Origin of the sequence: Mycobacterium sp. 2-64, assembly GCF_035918375.1 — a bacterium.
Classification (GTDB): Bacteria; Actinomycetota; Actinomycetes; order Mycobacteriales; family Mycobacteriaceae; genus Mycobacterium; species Mycobacterium intracellulare.
The window spans coordinates 5,417,749-5,433,701 of the sequence record NZ_CP142361.1; the positions used below are offsets into that span (position 1 = coordinate 5,417,749).

Genomic DNA, 15,953 nt, shown 5'->3' on the forward strand with positions numbered 1-15,953 from the left:
TGCAGATGCTCCCTATTCATCGATAGACAGCGCGCCGGTCGGACAGTTGTTCACCGCCTCTTCGACTTCTGCCCTTTCGCCCTGCGCTGGTTCGGATTTGATGGCGTGCGCCTGGCCGTCGTCGCCGATCTCGAACACCGACGGTGCGGTGACCTCACACAACCCGATTCCTGAACACTTGGTGGTGTCAACCTTGACTTTCATCAGAACAATCTCCGCATGATGTTGAGGGCGAGTCGGCTGTAGGGCGGGTAGACCAGACGCGGATCGGGCTTCGCCGTTTTGGACAGCACCGCGCGGCGGTGGCTGAGCGTTTCGAAGCCCCATCTACCATGGTAGGCGCCCATACCGCTGGCGCCCACACCGCCAAACGGCAGCGACGGCACCAGACAATGCATAGCAACGTGATTGATCACCGCGCCGCCGGATGGAATGCGATCAACAAGGCCGCGGCTAGCGCGTCCGGAGCCAAAAACGTATAGCGCCAATGGTTTCGGTCGGCCGTTGACGAAGTCGACTGCTTGGTCGACTGACCTGTAGGTGATGATCGGCAGAAGCGGACCGAAGATCTCGTCGGCCATGACCGGGTCGCTGGGTGACGGATCAACGATGACGGTCGGTTCGATGCGCAGCGTGCTGCTGTCCCAATGGCCGCCGGCGGCCACTTCGCCTTCGGTGCTGCCGATCAGCGAGACCAGCCGGTCGAATTGACCCTGGTTGACTATCGGTACCCCCAGACCACCTTCGTCCGAACGAAAGTCGCGAAGGTTGCCGACGATCTTGCCGACGAGTTCGTTGGCGATGCTGTGATCGGCGAGCACGTAATCCGGCGCGATGCACGTCTGACCGGAGTTCAGCAGTTTGACCCATGCGATGCGACGGGCGGCGACATCGATATCGGCATCGGCCGTGACGATCACCGGGCTCTTGCCGCCCAGCTCCAGCGTGACCGGGGTGAGCGTTGGTGCCGCCGCGGCCATGATCTTCTTGCCGACTTCGGTTCCGCCGGTGAAAAGAGCGTGGTCGAAGCCCGCCGCCAGCAAGTCTTGGGTGACCGCGGCGTCACCTTCCACGACACGTACGGCCTCGGAGTCGACGTACTGGCTGAGCTGTCGCGCCAACAACGCCGATGTGGCAGGCGCGAGTTCGGACGGCTTGATCACGGCGCAGTTGCCGGCCGCCACCGCGGCGACCAGCGGCGCCAGACTCAGATACAGCGGATAGTTCCACGGACCGATGATCAGCACAGCGCCCAACGGGTCGTATTGCACCCATGCCCGGCCAGGCAACTGCGCCATCGGCAACGATTCCCGTCGCCGGCGCATCCACTTCTTCAGGTGCTTGCGCGCATAGACGGCCTCGCCCTTGGTCGAGGCGATATCGCCCAGCCAGGCCTCCGCAGGGCTGCGGCCGAGGTCATCGGCCAAGGCCGCAGCGATCGCGGGCTCGCGCTCCTCGACGAACCGCTCGATGCCGCGTAGCTGTTCTAGTCGCCACTGCAAGCCCCGCGTTCGACCGCCGTCGAAAACTGTCCGAAGATCGGCGAGCACGTTGGCGCCAGCGGTGATCTTCGGTGCCGAGATAGTCACAGATTCTCCTGAGCGGTATAGGTTCTTCTTTGGGCGGTATCAGATTTCGGGCGCGGGGACTACGCCACTCGCGACCGCTCCGCTGATTCCGCCATCGACCGCGATAGCCTGGCCGTTGACCCAGCGAGCGTCGTCGCCGGCCAGAAAAAGCACCACGTCGGCAACGTCGCCCGGATCGGCGTGACGCCCGAGCAGATTCTTCAATCCGTCGAGCGTGTCTTTGCCCATCGATTCTTCGAAGTCGACCAAGATCGGAGTTTCGACCGGTCCGGGCAGCACCGCGTTGATCCGAAAACCCATCTCTGCCACCGCCAAACCCATCGACATGGTGTAGACGGTGGAAACTTCCTTCGAGAAATTGTAGGCGTTACCCTGCTGCGGGTTGGCCTTGAACCACGCCGCGCCCTCCTCAAAGGTGTCGGTCGCCAACAGATCCCGGATCAGGTTGAGCCGTTCCGGCCAGCCGAACCCTGCCGTCGACGACACGATGGTGATCGCGGCGCCCGGCTTCAGTCGTTCGAAGAGCGACTCCGTCACGTGACGAACCGCAAGGCTGTTGACGGCCAGCACCAGGTCGGCCGGCGCGGTTCCCGGTATACCGGCGATGTTCATCAAGCCGTCGAATTCTCCGTCGAGTTGCTCCACCGCCGTGTCGATGCTGTGGGGGTTCGCCAAATCGACTTCGATGTGTCGGGTCACCGGCGCTGTCGGTTGGTTGCGGTCCAGGCAGTGCACCTCCGCTCCTGCGGACAGCAAACGTTCTGCCACCGCGTGTCCGATGCCTGATGCGGCGCCGGTGACGACGTAGCGTTTCCCGGAAAAGTCGGCCATAGCTCTCCTAGTCGATCGTGTAGGGCAGGGATTTGACTGCGGTGATGAAGTTTCCGGTCAAATACTCGGGCTCGCCGACCCGCAGGCCCGGCGCCCGGAAGATCAGCTCGCGGAACATCGACTCCAGCTGCATCTTGGCCATGAACGCGCCCATACAGAAGTGCGGGCCGCCTCCGCCGAATGCGACATGCGGATTGGGTGAGCGGGTGATGTCGAATACGTTGGGGTTGTTGAACACTCGCTCGTCGCGGTTGGCCGAGGAATAGACCATCGTCACCCAGTCGCCCTCGCGGATGTGCTGGCCGTGCAGCTCGGTGTCCTGAGTGGCAGTGCGCCGGAACGTCATGACGGGGGTCGTCCAGCGGACGAACTCGTCCATCGCGACTTTGATCCGCCCGTCGAAATCCTGTGCCAGCAAGGCTTTCTGGTCGGGAAATTCCTGCAACGCAATTGTGGTGAAGGTGGTGGTGGTGCGCGTGGTGTCGTTGCCTGCCACCGAGAGCAGGACGAAGTAAGGCCCCAGTTCGTCGTCGGTGAGCTGCCGTCCATCGACTTCCGCTTGGACCAGGGACGTCATCAAGTCATTCTGCGGATGCGCCCGGCGCTTCTCGGCGAGACCGATCCCGATGTTGAGCAGCCCGACAAGGGAGTCGGTCAGCACTTCGCCGGGTTCACGACCGGCCGCGACATCGGGATCGGCCCATGCCACCATGCCCTCTGCCAGATGCGCCGCCTCGTCGCGCTCGTCCTCGGGCAGCCCGAGCATCTCGTAGATGGTCCACATCGGAAGGCGTTTGGCCACCTGTTGTACGAAGTCGCCTTCCTTCGCCTTGATCAGATCGCTGACAATCGATTCCGCCTGGTGCTCGATCTGTTCTTTGATCTTGGCGACCTGGCGGGGCGTGAAGACTGAACTGACCAGCCGTCGCAAGCTCGAGTGCTTCGCCCCATCCATACCCAGGAAGGACTGCGTTGCATCGAGCATCTCTTCGGGAACGGCCTCGAACGTAATGCCCTGCCCGGAGCAGAAGATCTCAGGGTTTTTGCTGACGTAGCTGACGTCCTCGTGGCGGGTCACGACCCAGACACCGTCGATTTCTGGCTCCATCATGGAGCCTTCGATCGGCCGGTGCCAGCTCACGGGGCGTTCGTCGCGAAGGATCTTGAATGCCTTCTCGCGCTCGTCGAAGCTTTGCGCCCAGAATGCTTGTGACGAGATGTCTACCGGGTCGAAGGGCGGGCGGTCGGTTTTGGCTGGTGTCTCAGTAGTCATGCGGGTGCCTCCATATAGCGGTCTTTGAGACTTCTCTTGGCGAGCTTTCCGGTGGCTGTCCTGGGCAGCTCGTCGACGAAGTCGACGGAGCGGGGTGCTTTGAAATGCGCGATGCGCTCCCGGACGTAGGCGATGATCTCGTCTGCCAATTCAGGAGATGGCGTTGCCTCAGAGCGTAATTGGACGACGGCTTTGACCTGTTCCCCCATCTCCGCATCGGGCACGCCGATGACCGCGACATCGAAGACCTTCGGGTGCAGCGTCAAGACGTTCTCGATTTCCTGCGGATAGATGTTGACTCCGCCGGAGATGATCACGAATGCTTTCCGATCGGTCAGGAACAGGTAGCCGTCGTCGTCGACGTAACCGATGTCGCCGACAGTGGTCCAGTTCTCGTGGGCCGGATGCCTCGACGAAGCGGTCTTTTCCGGATCGTTGTGATACTCGAAGGGCGCCACGTCGCGCTCGAAGTAGACGGCCCCGACCTCACCCGGGGGCAACTCACGGCCCTCCTCGTCGCAGATGTGCAGGACACCCAGCGCGGATTTGCCCACCGATCCCCGCTTGTCTTTCCACTCCGCGGCGGTGATCACGGTGGTGCCGTGTTGCTCTGTCGCGCCATAGTATTCGACCAGCACAGGGCCCCACCAGTCGATCATGGCGTCTTTGACGTCTGGCGGACAGGGCGCTGCCGCGTGCACGGCCAGCCTCAGTGACGAGAGGTCGTAGCGGTTGCGAACTTCCTCTGGCAACTGCAGCATGCGGACGAACATCGTCGGGACCATCTGACTGACTGTCACTCGGTACTTCTCGATGGCGGCCAGTGCCTGTTCGGCGTTGAACCGCTCCATCAGAATTACGGTGCCGCCCAATGCCTGAACCCCGCCACACCACTTCAGCGGGGCGGTGTGATAAATCGGTGCGGGCGAAAGGTATACGTCATCGCTGGTGATCTTGAAGGCATGGGCCAGCAGCCCCACCAGCGGATCCCCGGGCTCGTCAACCTGGATCGGAAGCAGGTGCGGCCTGATGCCTTTGGGCCGTCCGGTGGTTCCGGATGAATACAACATCTCCGAACCGCGCGGCTGATCCGTGATCGTCGGGTTAGCGCTGGCCAGTAGGTCGTCGTAGGGCAGATAGCCGGCGATCGCATCGCCGATGGAGTACCAATGTCGTACCCCTGAAGCCCGATCACGCAGGTGACTGGCCAATTCCCGCACCCCGGCCGAGGCGAACACGACACTCGCGCCGCTGTCCTGCAGGATGTACGCCGCTTCCTCTGGAGCCAAGTGCCAATTGACAGCGGTGATGTACAGACCAGAACGTAATGCGGCCCAATAGATCTCGAAAGCTTCAGCCGTGTTGTCCGAGACCAGCGCAATGACGTCGCCTCTGCGTAGGCCCATTCCGTGCAGCGCCGCCGCGAGTCGGGCCGAATGATCGTCGAGTACGCCGTACGTCAGTGTCCGGCCCGACTCAGCCATGATCACAGCCGGTCGGTCCGGGGCGGACCGCGCGTGTGTACCGGGGAACATCGGCCTAAACGAGCAGGTCGTCGCGACCGTCGTTCTTGAGCCGCTCGATGTAGCTCGGGTACAGCTTCTTTCCAAGCGGGGCCAGCTTGAGCAGGCTCGCGACGTTGCCGTCGACTTTGATCTTCTTCTTGGCCATCGCCAGTGGCAGGTTGACCTTGCCCTGCCAATACCCGTTGCCGGTCTCAGCCGTCATGGACATAGTGGCGGTCGGCGGCGACCCGCCCTCGAGTCCTTCCCGCACGGATTTGTTCGCCATGTCGATGACCACAAGCGCCTCGGGATCGGAGAAGTCGAACGCCACCACGAGTCCGGTGGCAACTAGCTTCGGCCCGATTTCTTCATCCTCGAAGGCCGTCTCGAAAATCCCGCCGATGTATTTTGTGACTTCCGCCGAGTCCTTGAACCCCATCGTTCCGCGTCTCCTTAATCTCCGTTTAATTTAATTCAGATTCAAATCTTCGCCGAGTCAGGTTTCGTGCCACGAAGTGTGCTCGGCATGGTCTATGACCCCCGTCACAGGGACCATACCATAAGTCAACTTATGTTAAGGCGCCGCTCCTCGTCACCAACCCCGACATCCACCCTTGCGGCAGAGATCAGGCCCCTCGCAGGATCGGGATCGAAGCGGTATCGGCCTCGTCGTGCTGGTCGGCGTAACCGTCGTAGTCCTGAACTGCGGCATGTTTGCCGGCTTTCGCGAACGATTCGAGGATGGCCTCCTGGGCATCCTGGGGCAGCAGGTGCAGGTTCTCCCGAACCCGGGCCTGACGGCGGGAGACAGCTTTGCGCTCGGGCATGCCCGGAGTGCAGGTGATCTGTGGGGGCACGCCCTCGACCTCCTCGACACCACCGTCGTGGTGACCGGCCTCCATTTGGGCCTGCTCCTCGGCCATGGTGGCCTCGTCCTTTTCCTCGGACATGCCGATCGGCCCGATACGACGACCGTTGAGGAACTGCCGCACCACGGGCTCGTCGCTGGTCAGCAGCACTTCGCGGGGCCCGAACATGACCAGCTTGCGACGGAACAGCATGCCCATATTGTCGGGCACCGTCCGCGCAATGTTGATGTTGTGCGTCACGATCAAGATGGTCGCGTCGATCTGGGCGTTGATGTCGATCAGCAACTGCGACAGGTAAGCGGTACGGACCGGATCCAGACCCGAGTCGGGCTCGTCACACAGAATGATCTGCGGGTCCAACACCAGCGAGCGGGCCAGGCCGGCACGCTTGCGCATACCACCGGAGATCTCACCGGGGAACTTCTTCTCATCCCCGCCCAGACCGACGAGTTCCAGTTTCTCCATGACCACGTCACGGATCTCGCCTTCCTTCTTCTTGGTGTGCTCGCGCAATGGGAACGCGGTGTTGTCATACAGGTTCATCGACCCGAACAAAGCGCCGTCCTGGAAAAGCACGCCGAACATAGTGCGGATGTCATAGAGCTCCTTGGGCGAACACTCGGTGATGTCGGTGCCGTCGACCACAATCGAGCCGTGCTCTGGGCGCAGCAGACCGATCAACGACTTCAAGAACACTGACTTACCGGTACCCGACGGGCCCAGCAGCACGCTGACCTCGCCCTCCGGAATGTCCATCGTCACGTCTTCCCAAATTCGCTGAGCGCCGAATGACTTCGTCAGCCCCGTAACCGAAATACCGATACCCACGCCAAACCCCTCCCGTTTCGACACTTGCTCATCGCCGGTTCGCTCGGCGCGCGAGCAATCCGCTCAAGCGTGTCCGCCGGGGCCAGCATAACTTCGCTGCGTCGACGTGGCAGCAAGATTTTTATCTTAAATAGAAAAATTTCGGGCTGGTGCATGACGCCAGCGATCGCGTCGCCTCACTGGCCACGATTGCCGATGAAGCTGATGCTGACCGCGTCCGGAGGGGTCATACCGAGCAACTTCGCGACCAGTTGGGTAGCCGGATTGCTCAGCGCCATCGTGGCGTCCGGCGGCAGAAGTCCGGCACCGATCATCAGGTGCGCGGCCCGAACCATCAAGATCGCCAACCGGGTTCCGGCCAAGACCTCGTAATAATCCAGGTTTTGCAGCCGGTGACCCGTGAGTTGCTCGTAGTAGTCGACCGTTTCGGCGTGATCGGGAATACCCTCAGGCAGCGGCAGGCCCACACCGTCGGTGTGATGGCGCTGGAGGAACAGCCACCAGCCAATTTCTTGCTCACGGCTGGCCAGGACGACCATCTCCCAGTCGAGCACCGCCGCGGCCGCCAGGCTGTCGGAGAAGATGATGTTGCCGACCCGTGCATCGCCCCAATTGAGCACCTTCTCTGTATCGGACTCAGGCCGGTTCTCGTCGAGCCATGCAAGGGCCGCTTCGATCGTCGGGTTCGGCTCGCCCTCGGCCGCCCAGTCGAATGTCTTCCGCCAATGAGCCAGGCCGGCGTCGAGACCGCTGTGGTTCTCGGGTGCGTCGAGGAACCCCAACCCGGCCCCGCGCCAGTCGACGCCGTGAATGGCGGCCATCGCGTCGATGCCGTTATGCCACATCCGACGTCGCTGCTCAGGCGTCAGGTCGAGCACCCACCCGGCCGCCGTAAACGGTGGGTCGTCAGCCGGGATGCGTCCGTCGATGCGCTCCATCACCAGGAACGGCGAACCGAGGATGGACGGATCCTCTTCGTAGAAGTAGGCCGCGGGGACCGGCACCTTCGTGTGTTTGCCCAATGCCTTGATGACGGCCCACTCCTTGTGCAGGTCGTAATCCGGGAACACGCCGGGGCCGTCGGGCTGCACCCGGGCGACCATGCCTCTCGTTACTGCCGCACCGTCCTGCTGCCAGCACGCGGTGAACAGCACCGTTTCGTTCGACAACCCGCCGGCACCGGGCACCTGCAAGTCGGCGATCGTGATCTGCTGGGCCTCAGGTATTTTCGAGGACAGCCAGGAAGCCAGCTTGGCGGCTGCGACATCGGTGTCGATCACGTTCTTCAGTGCCATGAGATCTCCTCAACGAGAGTTCGAGAGTCGCTGCCTGGCGCGACCGACCAAGCCGTTGGACCGCTTCATCTTTTTCAGTAGCCATTTGGCCGATTGCTGACCGGGAATGGCGCTGATACCGCCCGTGGGATGCGTCCCGGCGCCGCTGAGGAACAACCCCGGAACTGGCGTGTCGTAACTGCCGAAACCCGTTGCGGGCCGTAATGGTCCGAACCGCATCCCGGCCGGGTCGACGTGATACACGTTGCCGCCCGGCACATTGAAGCGCGTCGCCAGGTCCGGAATGTTGAACACCCGTCGCTCGATGACCATCGAGTCCAGCCCTTTGTAGAAGTCGGCCGCTGCGCCCAATGCGCGGTCACCTATCTTGTCCCGGACGTCCTCCCACGGCTCGTCGGGATGCGCCGGCGTGATGCCGGACCAGTACCAGAACGTGTCCTTGCCGGCCGGGGCCTGGCTGGGATCCAGGGCTGTCGGGATGATCCCGATGCCGCAGATCGGGTCCGGCCAGCGGCCGGCAATGGTGTCCTCCCACGCCCGGATATGCTCTTCGAATGTCTGCCAGGCGCAGATCGGTTCGCGCAGATCCAAGCCGTCATCTCGCCAAGCCTGGTGGCGCGGCAGGGACAACTGACCGTCGAGTGCGACGTCGATCTTGAGCGTCGCGGCCTCGACCACATCGACCGGGATGGCGTCCGCGCGTCGTTGCATGGTGTCGTCGAGAACCCCGCGTGGCAATAGCTCGCACAGCGTGAGTTTCGGGCTGCACGACGCCAACACATAAGGCGCCCGCACTACCTCGCCGCTTTCCAGTCGAACACCGCTGATCTGACCGCGGTCGAGCAACAACTCTTCCACGCGTGCGGACAGCCGTACCTTGCCGCCATACGCCTCCAACGAACGCTGAATGGCCCCCGGCAACGCGCCCGAGCCTCCGACCATCCGAGACGAGTTGGTACGCAGGCACATTGCGATATAGATCAACGCCCAACCGGTGCCATCCTGCGTCATCCAGCAAAACGGCGGCATCGACGCCAGTGCGGCGCGCAATAGCGGAGTGTCGAAACGCTCGGTGATGATCTCGGCATGCGACCGGGTCAGGAAGCTGATCAGAGGAAGCAGATCCTTGCGCCGACGCATCGCCACGGGTATCGCATTGAGGATCGCTTTACCTGATGGGTGGGTGGGGTGTCCGTTCATAAAAGGCAGCGCGAGATCCATTGCCGCGTCGAGCTGTTGGGCGAACTCGAGATAGGCGCGAGCGTCTTTGCGTGAGAAGTACTTCAGCTCGTCAGCCGTACGCGCCGGGTCCTTCCAGAAAGCCAGCGATGGTCCGTCAGGATCGAGGTGCACGTGGAACGGATCGGCGATGACCTGCCGCAGGCCGTGGCGTTGCAGGCCCAGATCGGCCTCGACAGTGCTCGAGCGGAACAACGAAGCCTGGATACCGCCTTCGTTGATCAGATGTTGTGGTGCACTGTCGAAGATGGCGTTCGTACCCAGCATGCCGCCAGGCGTGGGCGAGGCTTCCAGCACGACCACCCGAAGTCCGGCCCGGGCGAGGTAGGCCGCGGCCGTCAACCCGTTGTGGCCGGCGCCGATCACTACGACGTCGTAGTCATTGCTCTTCGAATGAAACACTTCCTGCCCTCCCATTACGACTGCCACGCGGCCAGCGCACGGCGCTTCATCAGTTGCTGGTACTCGTGAAACCACAGTTCTTGGTACGTCGCGTATGTCATTCGGCCGTGTTCGTCGGTCCAGCGATAGACGCTGTCGTGAAAAGACGTGTTAGGCCACGCCGGCAGCGACGCGCAGGCGATCGCCTCGCCCTGAAACCGGTACACCTCGCCAAGCTCGTCCTCTGTAGTGATCTCCTGACGCATCGGCAGGTACGTTCGCTGGTGGTATTCGAGGACGTTGCGGCGTACCCACTTGATCGACCGGCTTTCGTCGCCGCGCTGAATCCAGGCGAAGTGGTGCGACGCGCGGTCGCCGACCTCGTAGAGCCCGGCCCATGCGGGATCGGTGTCCAGCGGTTCAAAGCTGATCTGGTTGAAGATCAAATCCGGACCGAAGTACATCGGTGACCAACCGACCGGCGGAACCGGGACTGCGCCGCGGCGTTCCACCCGGATCTGGCTCCACGATCGATCTCTGGGTGCATAGCAGTTGACCGCGTGAACCTCGCCCCGCAGTCGTAGTTCGCCGGTCACATGCATGAATTGCTCAGTACCGCCGGCCATCCGGGATGCTTCGTGGTGATCTTCTTCCCCCGGCATCACATGCCCTCGCGCCAGAAGCGGGGTCACCGCCTCGGCGATGACATCGATCGCGGCGGCTCCATCACCGCTGTCGTAGGTAAGCCGCGCGGTCTTTCCGGGCTCGATGAAGTCGATCGTCAGCCCATTGTCAGTGGTGATCGTGTTTCCCGACACTGTGGGCCACGGCATCGTTATCTCGTAATCCAGGAAAGCCATGTCGGTGTATTCGATGTTGTCGGTGCCCTGAAAGATGCAGACGCCGCCCTGTGACAACGGGAACGCCGGCTGGTAGCGGACGTAGAGGAATACGCCGATCGCCGCCTCGGGAACCGAGAAGCCGAAGTAATGCGTATGGATGAGGTGTGGATCCCACTCCTCCCCTGCTGCAGGCAGCGGTAACAGCAGGTCGGTTGCGGCTGGATGAGTGTGTATCGGCATGAAAGCTCCTATGCATCAAATGGTTTGACGGCAGACAGCAGCCGGCGGGTGGGCCAGCGATTACCAGCCCGAAGCACGCGCGACCGTGCTCCCGACGCCGCCACGCCGGACACCAAGGTGTTCACCATTGCCTCGCCGCCCTGGGCATCGCCAGAAAGATCGGCGGCTTCGGGATCGCCTAGGGCAGCGGAGAAACCATCGGAATCTTCCTACTCATGTGAGCCAGTTCACGGCGCCACCCATCGAAGCTAACATGAAAGTGAATAGGATTTCAAGCATGAATCCGCATTCAGCGCGTATGAATTCGGGCGTGGCCTCTGCTCCCGAAAGCAAGACGCTGACCCGCGTCGAGCGTCAGCGACTCCGCACGCGGCAGTCGCTGATGGATGCCGCTCGCTCGCTGATCGCAGCGAAAGGCGTTGCTCGCGTGCGTATTCAGGACATCACCGAGGAAGCAGATATCGCCTTGGGCGGCTTCTACAACTACTTCTCCTCCAAAGAAGAGCTGCTGGAGGCGGTGATCACCGAGAGCCTGTCCAAACTCGCGTTGGCAACGATCAGCGACATCAACGCGGACACCGATCCAGCGATCGTGGTGGCGCTGGCCAACCTCAGGGTGATCCGACTCGCCTACGACGAACCTGACTTCGCCCGGCTGATCGTGAACATCAGCCATTCGGAGGCCCTGTTCGGCGAAGCGGTCCACCCCCATGCTCGGGTCGCCGTCGAACGCGGTATCGCGAGCGACCGCTTCGTCGTCGCCGACATCGAGGTGGTACTGACTGCCGTGATCGGCGGCGCCTTCGCTCTGATTCGCGAGGTCCTCGACGGACGGCACGGTCCAGACGCCGACCGGGCATTTGCCCAGCATGTCCTCGCGGCGCTCGGAGTGCCGGCCACCGAAGCCGAAACCATCGTTCGCACGGCCGCCGACGAGCTGCTCTGATTCAGCCTGTCCTCGCGGAGCCGAAAGACACGCCCAACACAGCGTCGCGCTCTAGATTCCTTGAGTCGCGCCTACTACCGAAACAAAAGAGACACAACTGCCCGGACGCCCGCCCAGGTTGTGGGTAAGCGCGGTGTGCGGATCGCGCAGTTGTCGCTGGCCCGCCTCTCCGCGGAACTGCAGCCACGCCTCGTACAGCATCCGCAGCCCGCTGGCGCCGACGGGATGGCCGAATGACTTCAGGCCACCGTCGGGGTTGATCGGCAACCGGCCATCAGCGTCGAAGTCACCCGCCAGCACGTCTTTGCACGCCTGACCGGGGTCGGCGAATCCGAGATCTTCCATCAACACGATCTCCGTGGGAGTGAAGCAGTCGTGGACCTCGGCCAGAGAGAATGCGGTCCGCGGATCCACTATGCCCGCCTGCCGGTAGGCGTCCTGGGCCGAGCGCACAACCTCGGGGAAACTGGTGTAGTCGTAGCTGGGATCCATCGCGCCGCGGCCCGAGCCGGCCACCAGTGAGAGTCCGAGAACATACATCGGCGTTTCGGTGTATTCATGAGCGCGTTCGGCCGGCACGATTACTGCGCAGGCGGCACCGTCGGACACCCCAGAGCAGTCGAAAACCCCGAGCCGTCCGGCCACCTTCGGCGCCTTGTCGATGGTTTCCCTGGCGACGGCAGAACGGAACTGCGCCTTGGGGTTACGGGCGCCGTTGGTGTGGTTCTTCCAGGCAACGTGAGTCATCGCCGCACGCATCTCGTCAGCGTGGGTGCCGTACTTCGCGCAGTAGGCCGGATCCAGTAGCGAGAAAGCCGCAGGTGCCGTCATCGACAGTTCGGGCGCGGTGCCATCGCTGGGCGGATCTTGACGTAACAACCCGGAGAAGCCGGAATCCTTGAGCTTCTCCACCCCGAAAGCCATGGCCACGTCGTAGGCACCACTGGCGACCGCGTAACAGGCGTTGCGGAAAGCCTCCGATCCGCTGGCGCACATGTTCTCCACCCGAGTCACCGGTTTGTCGCCGGTTCCCAGTGGTCGGCTCAGAGTCAGGCCCGACATCCCCGAGCTCAAGGTGCCCAGCCAGTAGGCGTCAATATCGTTGGCGCTCAAGCCGGGAACCGACGTCATGCACTCGCTGTAGGCCTCGAGTAGCAAGTCGTCGGCAGAATCGGCCCACCGTTCGCCGAATCGCGAGCAGCCCATCGCCACGACTGCGACCTTGCCCGCTATTCCCCTGCTAGCCATCGCCGCTCCCGTCCAATCGGGCTTTCCAGAAATAGTTGTGCACGTCGCCTGCGGTGAACAGGCGCCGGAAGGTGAATCCCACCGTTGAGCCGACCTGGATGCGTTCCGGCTCGGCATCGGCAACTTGGCAGGCGAATCGGCCGCCACCGGACACGTCTACCACGGCCTGCACGACGGGCGGCGACGGTGAGTACGCCAGGTAGTCGACGGTGTAGGTAACGACGGCCCCTCGCATGGCCGCAACGGGCATCACGCCCATCTGGTCGGTCGCACCGCAACTCTTACAGACGCGGCCCGGTGGGAGATGAACGAATCCACAAGCCTCGCAGCACGATCCGCTGAGACCGAACTTCCACGGCGCAGACCGCTGCGCCGCCGGGCCCGAGGGCCGGTCCGGCTCCGGACGGCGCGGGGGTTCCATCTCGACCAACCCGCGCCACGACAGGTACGTCAAGTGCGCGACGGGCAGGCCGTCGGCCCGTTGCCGGGTGACCGGCCGTGGTTGACGGGCGCCCGGCAGCGCGGTCGTCGCCCGCAACAACATCGCGTCACAGCCATCGACTGCCCACAACACCAGGATGGTGTCCCCCGCATCGGCGGTATCGAGCACGCTGCACAGTGCCAGTGCGGCATCACAGGCACCCGAGAAGCCTATGGGCGAGGTGACCACCGACTTCTCCCCTTTGACCAAGGTCGCCGCTCGCTTGACGATCGCACTATTCGGGCAAGCGAGCACCACGTGGTCAACGTCGGCTACACCGGCAGGTTTCAGAACGCGTTCGACCGCGGCGCGGATGAGCGCCGCGTAACGCTCGGCACCGAACCGCTCCTCCCATTGCTCGCCAGTCACCGAAGTAACCGCGCGCCAACGATCCAGGAATTCCGCTGTCAGCGATGTACTAGCGACGACTTCGGCGAGAGCCTCATCGCTGTCTCCGAACAGCAGTGCTGCCGCGCCGTCGCCGCCAAGCTTCTCGTCCGCCGACCCGGGCCGTCCCACCCGGATGTCGGCGCTCACCGCGAGGCCGCCGGCGCGCGCGGCGGCCAAGACTGCCGCGAACCCGCTTCGGCCCGTCCCGCAGAAGTCGACGGCCAGGCTGTCTTCGGCCAGACCGAGCGCGGCGTGGATCGCGGTGGCGTTGGTCTTGTCGGCGTAAGCCGGTGTGCTGGTGGCGAAATACAGCGCAGTGGTGTTCTGTACGCCGGGTATCGCCGCTGCGGCCGCCACCGCCATCGTCGTGCTGTCCTCGTCGAATCCACCGACTACCCGGTCTCCCCGACGTAGCCCGATGTCGGCGCCGGCCAATCGGTAGCGGGGCAGGTATGCCGCGTAGCCGACCAGACCCTTCATCGGCACACCACCTTCACCCCGACTCGCCGCGCACCCTGGTCGCCGGTCATGATGACGCTCCGCGGAATATCGCGGCAATGCCCTGCCCGCCACCGATACACATGGTCTCCAATGCCAAACCGCCCCCACGCCTGCGTAACTCGTGCAACATCGTGGTGAGTATGCGGACCCCAGTGGCGCCGATGGGGTGTCCCAGGGAAATGCCCGAGCCATTGACGTTCAGCCGGTCCCCGACGTCGTCGAGCTTGACGCCCCATCCGGCCAGCACCGCCAATACCTGCACCGCGAACGCTTCGTTCAGCTCGATCAGATCCAGGTCATCGAAGTTCAATCCTGTTCGACCGAATAGCTTTTCCACTGCACCGACCGGGCCGATGCCCATCCGTGACGGCTCACAACCGACGGCGGCCCAGCCCTCGAAATAGCCGAGCGGTTCCAGGCCGAGATCGTCCAGCCGACCTTCGGCCACCACCAGGCAGGCTGCCGCGGCATCGTTCTGCTGGCTCGAGTTGCCCGCGGTAACGGTGCCGTCGGGCATCACGGTGCGCAGGCGGCTCAGCGTGTCCGATGTGGTGTCCGGACGGACGCCCTCGTCGCGGTCGAAAATCAGCGCGTCGCCTTTACGCTGCGGCACCTGCACCGCGACGATCTCCTCGTCGAACAGACCTGCCCGCTGGGCCGCCGCGGCGCGTTGATGGCTGCGCGCGGCATAGCTGTCGGCGGCTTCGCGGTCGATGCCGTAATCGGTGGCCAGGTTCTCGGCCGTCTCGATCATGCCGCTGATCGGGCCGAATCGCGCGGGCGGCTGCGATAATTCGCGCCCGCGGTCGAGGCGGTCGTAGAGAGTCTGGTTGCCCGAACGGGATCCCCACCTCGCCGTCGTGGTGTAGTGCTCGATGTTGCTCATCGACTCGACGCCGCCGGCCAGCACGACGTCGGCGGCGCCGGTCTGCACTGTCATCGCCGCGGTGACAACCGCCTGCAGTCCCCCACCGCAGCGCCGGTCGATCTGCAGACCGGGGACACTGATCGGAAGTCCGGCGTGCAGTGCGGCCCACCGTCCGATGCACGGCGCCTCGGAATTCGCGTAGGACTGCGCGAATATGACGTCCTCGATGGCGGCCGGATCGACGGCGCTGTGCTCGACGACCGCGTCGATCACTCGCGCAGCGAGGTCCTCGGCGCGCAGCGGCCGTAGCGTGCCGCCGAAGCCGCCGACGGCCGTGCGCAGCGGGCTGACTATCGCCGCGCGCCTCACGCGTCGCCCCGCCAACGATCGGACGAGGGATTCATCAGGGCGGTCAATCGATCCTCAGGCAGCCAGACGATGGTCTCCAATTCCAACGCATCGAGGTAACGCACGCGGCCAGATCGAAGGTCCTCCAACCTCAGCCGCGGAGAATTACCTCTGGTATCGAAATTTACTGACACTTGGGCGAATTCACTGCCGATAACCGGACCCACACCGGCCGCGCTGACGGCATCGCCGTCGCCGAATTCAATCGTCATCAAAGGC

The 15,953-nt window shown here is 63.4% G+C and carries 15 protein-coding genes; 1 reads left to right on the forward strand and 14 read right to left on the reverse strand.

What is annotated here, in order from left to right; all coding sequences use genetic code 11:
- Positions 1-12: 12 nt before the first annotated feature.
- The 10 genes from QGN31_RS25455 to QGN31_RS25500 form a co-directional block, all read right to left on the reverse strand.
- Positions 13-204, reverse strand: a complete 192-nt coding sequence (locus QGN31_RS25455; RefSeq protein WP_007170544.1) for a ferredoxin — start codon at positions 202-204, stop codon at positions 13-15.
- Positions 204-1,589, reverse strand: a complete 1,386-nt coding sequence (locus tag QGN31_RS25460; RefSeq protein WP_014941029.1) for an aldehyde dehydrogenase family protein — start codon at positions 1,587-1,589, stop codon at positions 204-206. Before QGN31_RS25460 ends, QGN31_RS25455 begins: the two co-directional genes overlap by 1 nt.
- Before the next feature lie 39 nt (positions 1,590-1,628).
- On the reverse strand, positions 1,629-2,420 hold the full coding sequence (locus QGN31_RS25465) for a coniferyl-alcohol dehydrogenase (RefSeq protein ID WP_014941028.1): 792 nt from the start codon (positions 2,418-2,420) through the stop codon (positions 1,629-1,631).
- Between the two features lie 7 nt (positions 2,421-2,427).
- Positions 2,428-3,693 carry a cytochrome P450 gene (locus QGN31_RS25470; protein WP_014941027.1) on the reverse strand — a complete coding sequence of 422 codons (1,266 nt, stop codon included), beginning with the start codon at positions 3,691-3,693 and terminating at the stop codon, positions 2,428-2,430.
- Entirely contained in the window at positions 3,690-5,228 is a 1,539-nt protein-coding gene (locus tag QGN31_RS25475; RefSeq protein ID WP_083862978.1) for an acyl-CoA synthetase, read from the reverse strand. The genes QGN31_RS25470 and QGN31_RS25475 overlap by 4 nt, the downstream gene beginning before the upstream one ends.
- 4 nt (positions 5,229-5,232) lie before the next feature.
- Positions 5,233-5,637 carry an SCP2 sterol-binding domain-containing protein gene (locus QGN31_RS25480; RefSeq protein ID WP_014941025.1) on the reverse strand — a complete coding sequence of 135 codons (405 nt, stop codon included), beginning with the start codon at positions 5,635-5,637 and terminating at the stop codon, positions 5,233-5,235.
- 187 nt (positions 5,638-5,824) lie between these two features.
- Positions 5,825-6,895, reverse strand: a complete 1,071-nt coding sequence (locus QGN31_RS25485; protein ID WP_014941024.1) for an ABC transporter ATP-binding protein — start codon at positions 6,893-6,895, stop codon at positions 5,825-5,827.
- A 176-nt stretch (positions 6,896-7,071) separates the two neighbouring features.
- Positions 7,072-8,190: a phosphotransferase family protein gene (locus QGN31_RS25490; protein ID WP_014941023.1), complete on the reverse strand. Its 1,119-nt coding sequence runs from the start codon at positions 8,188-8,190 to the stop codon at positions 7,072-7,074.
- 9 nt (positions 8,191-8,199) lie between these two features.
- Positions 8,200-9,846 carry a phytoene desaturase family protein gene (locus QGN31_RS25495; protein WP_043954255.1) on the reverse strand — a complete coding sequence of 549 codons (1,647 nt, stop codon included), beginning with the start codon at positions 9,844-9,846 and terminating at the stop codon, positions 8,200-8,202.
- Positions 9,846-10,892, reverse strand: coding sequence for a DUF7064 domain-containing protein (locus QGN31_RS25500; RefSeq protein ID WP_014941021.1), 1,047 nt, complete (start codon positions 10,890-10,892; stop codon positions 9,846-9,848). The genes QGN31_RS25495 and QGN31_RS25500 overlap by 1 nt, the downstream gene beginning before the upstream one ends.
- 298 nt (positions 10,893-11,190) lie before the next feature.
- Between QGN31_RS25500 and QGN31_RS25505 the strand changes: the two genes are divergently transcribed.
- Entirely contained in the window at positions 11,191-11,838 is a 648-nt protein-coding gene (locus tag QGN31_RS25505) for a TetR/AcrR family transcriptional regulator (RefSeq protein WP_014711219.1), read from the forward strand.
- A gap of 51 nt (positions 11,839-11,889) precedes the next feature.
- On the opposite strand, the gene QGN31_RS25510 is transcribed toward QGN31_RS25505, so the two are convergent.
- From QGN31_RS25510 to QGN31_RS25525, 4 genes are read right to left on the reverse strand one after another with little or no spacing between them, the layout of a single operon-like run.
- Positions 11,890-13,086, reverse strand: coding sequence for an acetyl-CoA acetyltransferase (locus QGN31_RS25510; RefSeq protein ID WP_043954253.1), 1,197 nt, complete (start codon positions 13,084-13,086; stop codon positions 11,890-11,892).
- A complete protein-coding gene (locus QGN31_RS25515; RefSeq protein WP_014941018.1) occupies positions 13,079-14,437 on the reverse strand; it encodes an OB-fold domain-containing protein in 1,359 nt (452 codons plus the stop codon). The genes QGN31_RS25510 and QGN31_RS25515 overlap by 8 nt, the downstream gene beginning before the upstream one ends.
- 46 nt (positions 14,438-14,483) lie before the next feature.
- Positions 14,484-15,695, reverse strand: a complete 1,212-nt coding sequence (locus tag QGN31_RS25520) for an acetyl-CoA C-acetyltransferase (protein WP_014941017.1) — start codon at positions 15,693-15,695, stop codon at positions 14,484-14,486.
- Complete coding sequence (locus QGN31_RS25525) at positions 15,692-15,946, reverse strand: hypothetical protein (protein WP_014941016.1); 255 nt, start codon at positions 15,944-15,946, stop codon at positions 15,692-15,694. The genes QGN31_RS25520 and QGN31_RS25525 overlap by 4 nt, the downstream gene beginning before the upstream one ends.
- Positions 15,947-15,953 lie beyond the last annotated feature (7 nt).

Bases quoted from the DNA above. Each gene is read 5' to 3' on its own strand.
- QGN31_RS25455 (WP_007170544.1), bottom strand. From the start codon at position 204: ATGAAAGTCAAGGTTGACACCACCAAGTGTTCAGGAATCGGGTTGTGT.
- QGN31_RS25465 (WP_014941028.1), bottom strand. From the start codon at position 2,420: ATGGCCGACTTTTCCGGGAAACGCTACGTCGTCACCGGCGCCGCATCA.
- QGN31_RS25470 (WP_014941027.1), bottom strand. From the start codon at position 3,693: ATGACTACTGAGACACCAGCCAAAACCGACCGCCCGCCCTTCGACCCG.
- QGN31_RS25475 (WP_083862978.1), bottom strand. From the start codon at position 5,228: ATGTTCCCCGGTACACACGCGCGGTCCGCCCCGGACCGACCGGCTGTG.
- QGN31_RS25480 (WP_014941025.1), bottom strand. From the start codon at position 5,637: ATGGGGTTCAAGGACTCGGCGGAAGTCACAAAATACATCGGCGGGATT.
- QGN31_RS25490 (WP_014941023.1), bottom strand. From the start codon at position 8,190: ATGGCACTGAAGAACGTGATCGACACCGATGTCGCAGCCGCCAAGCTG.
- QGN31_RS25495 (WP_043954255.1), bottom strand. From the start codon at position 9,846: ATGGGAGGGCAGGAAGTGTTTCATTCGAAGAGCAATGACTACGACGTC.
- QGN31_RS25500 (WP_014941021.1), bottom strand. From the start codon at position 10,892: ATGCCGATACACACTCATCCAGCCGCAACCGACCTGCTGTTACCGCTG.
- QGN31_RS25505 (WP_014711219.1), top strand. From the start codon at position 11,191: ATGAATTCGGGCGTGGCCTCTGCTCCCGAAAGCAAGACGCTGACCCGC.
- QGN31_RS25510 (WP_043954253.1), bottom strand. From the start codon at position 13,086: ATGGCTAGCAGGGGAATAGCGGGCAAGGTCGCAGTCGTGGCGATGGGC.
- QGN31_RS25515 (WP_014941018.1), bottom strand. From the start codon at position 14,437: ATGAAGGGTCTGGTCGGCTACGCGGCATACCTGCCCCGCTACCGATTG.
- QGN31_RS25525 (WP_014941016.1), bottom strand. From the start codon at position 15,946: ATGACGATTGAATTCGGCGACGGCGATGCCGTCAGCGCGGCCGGTGTG.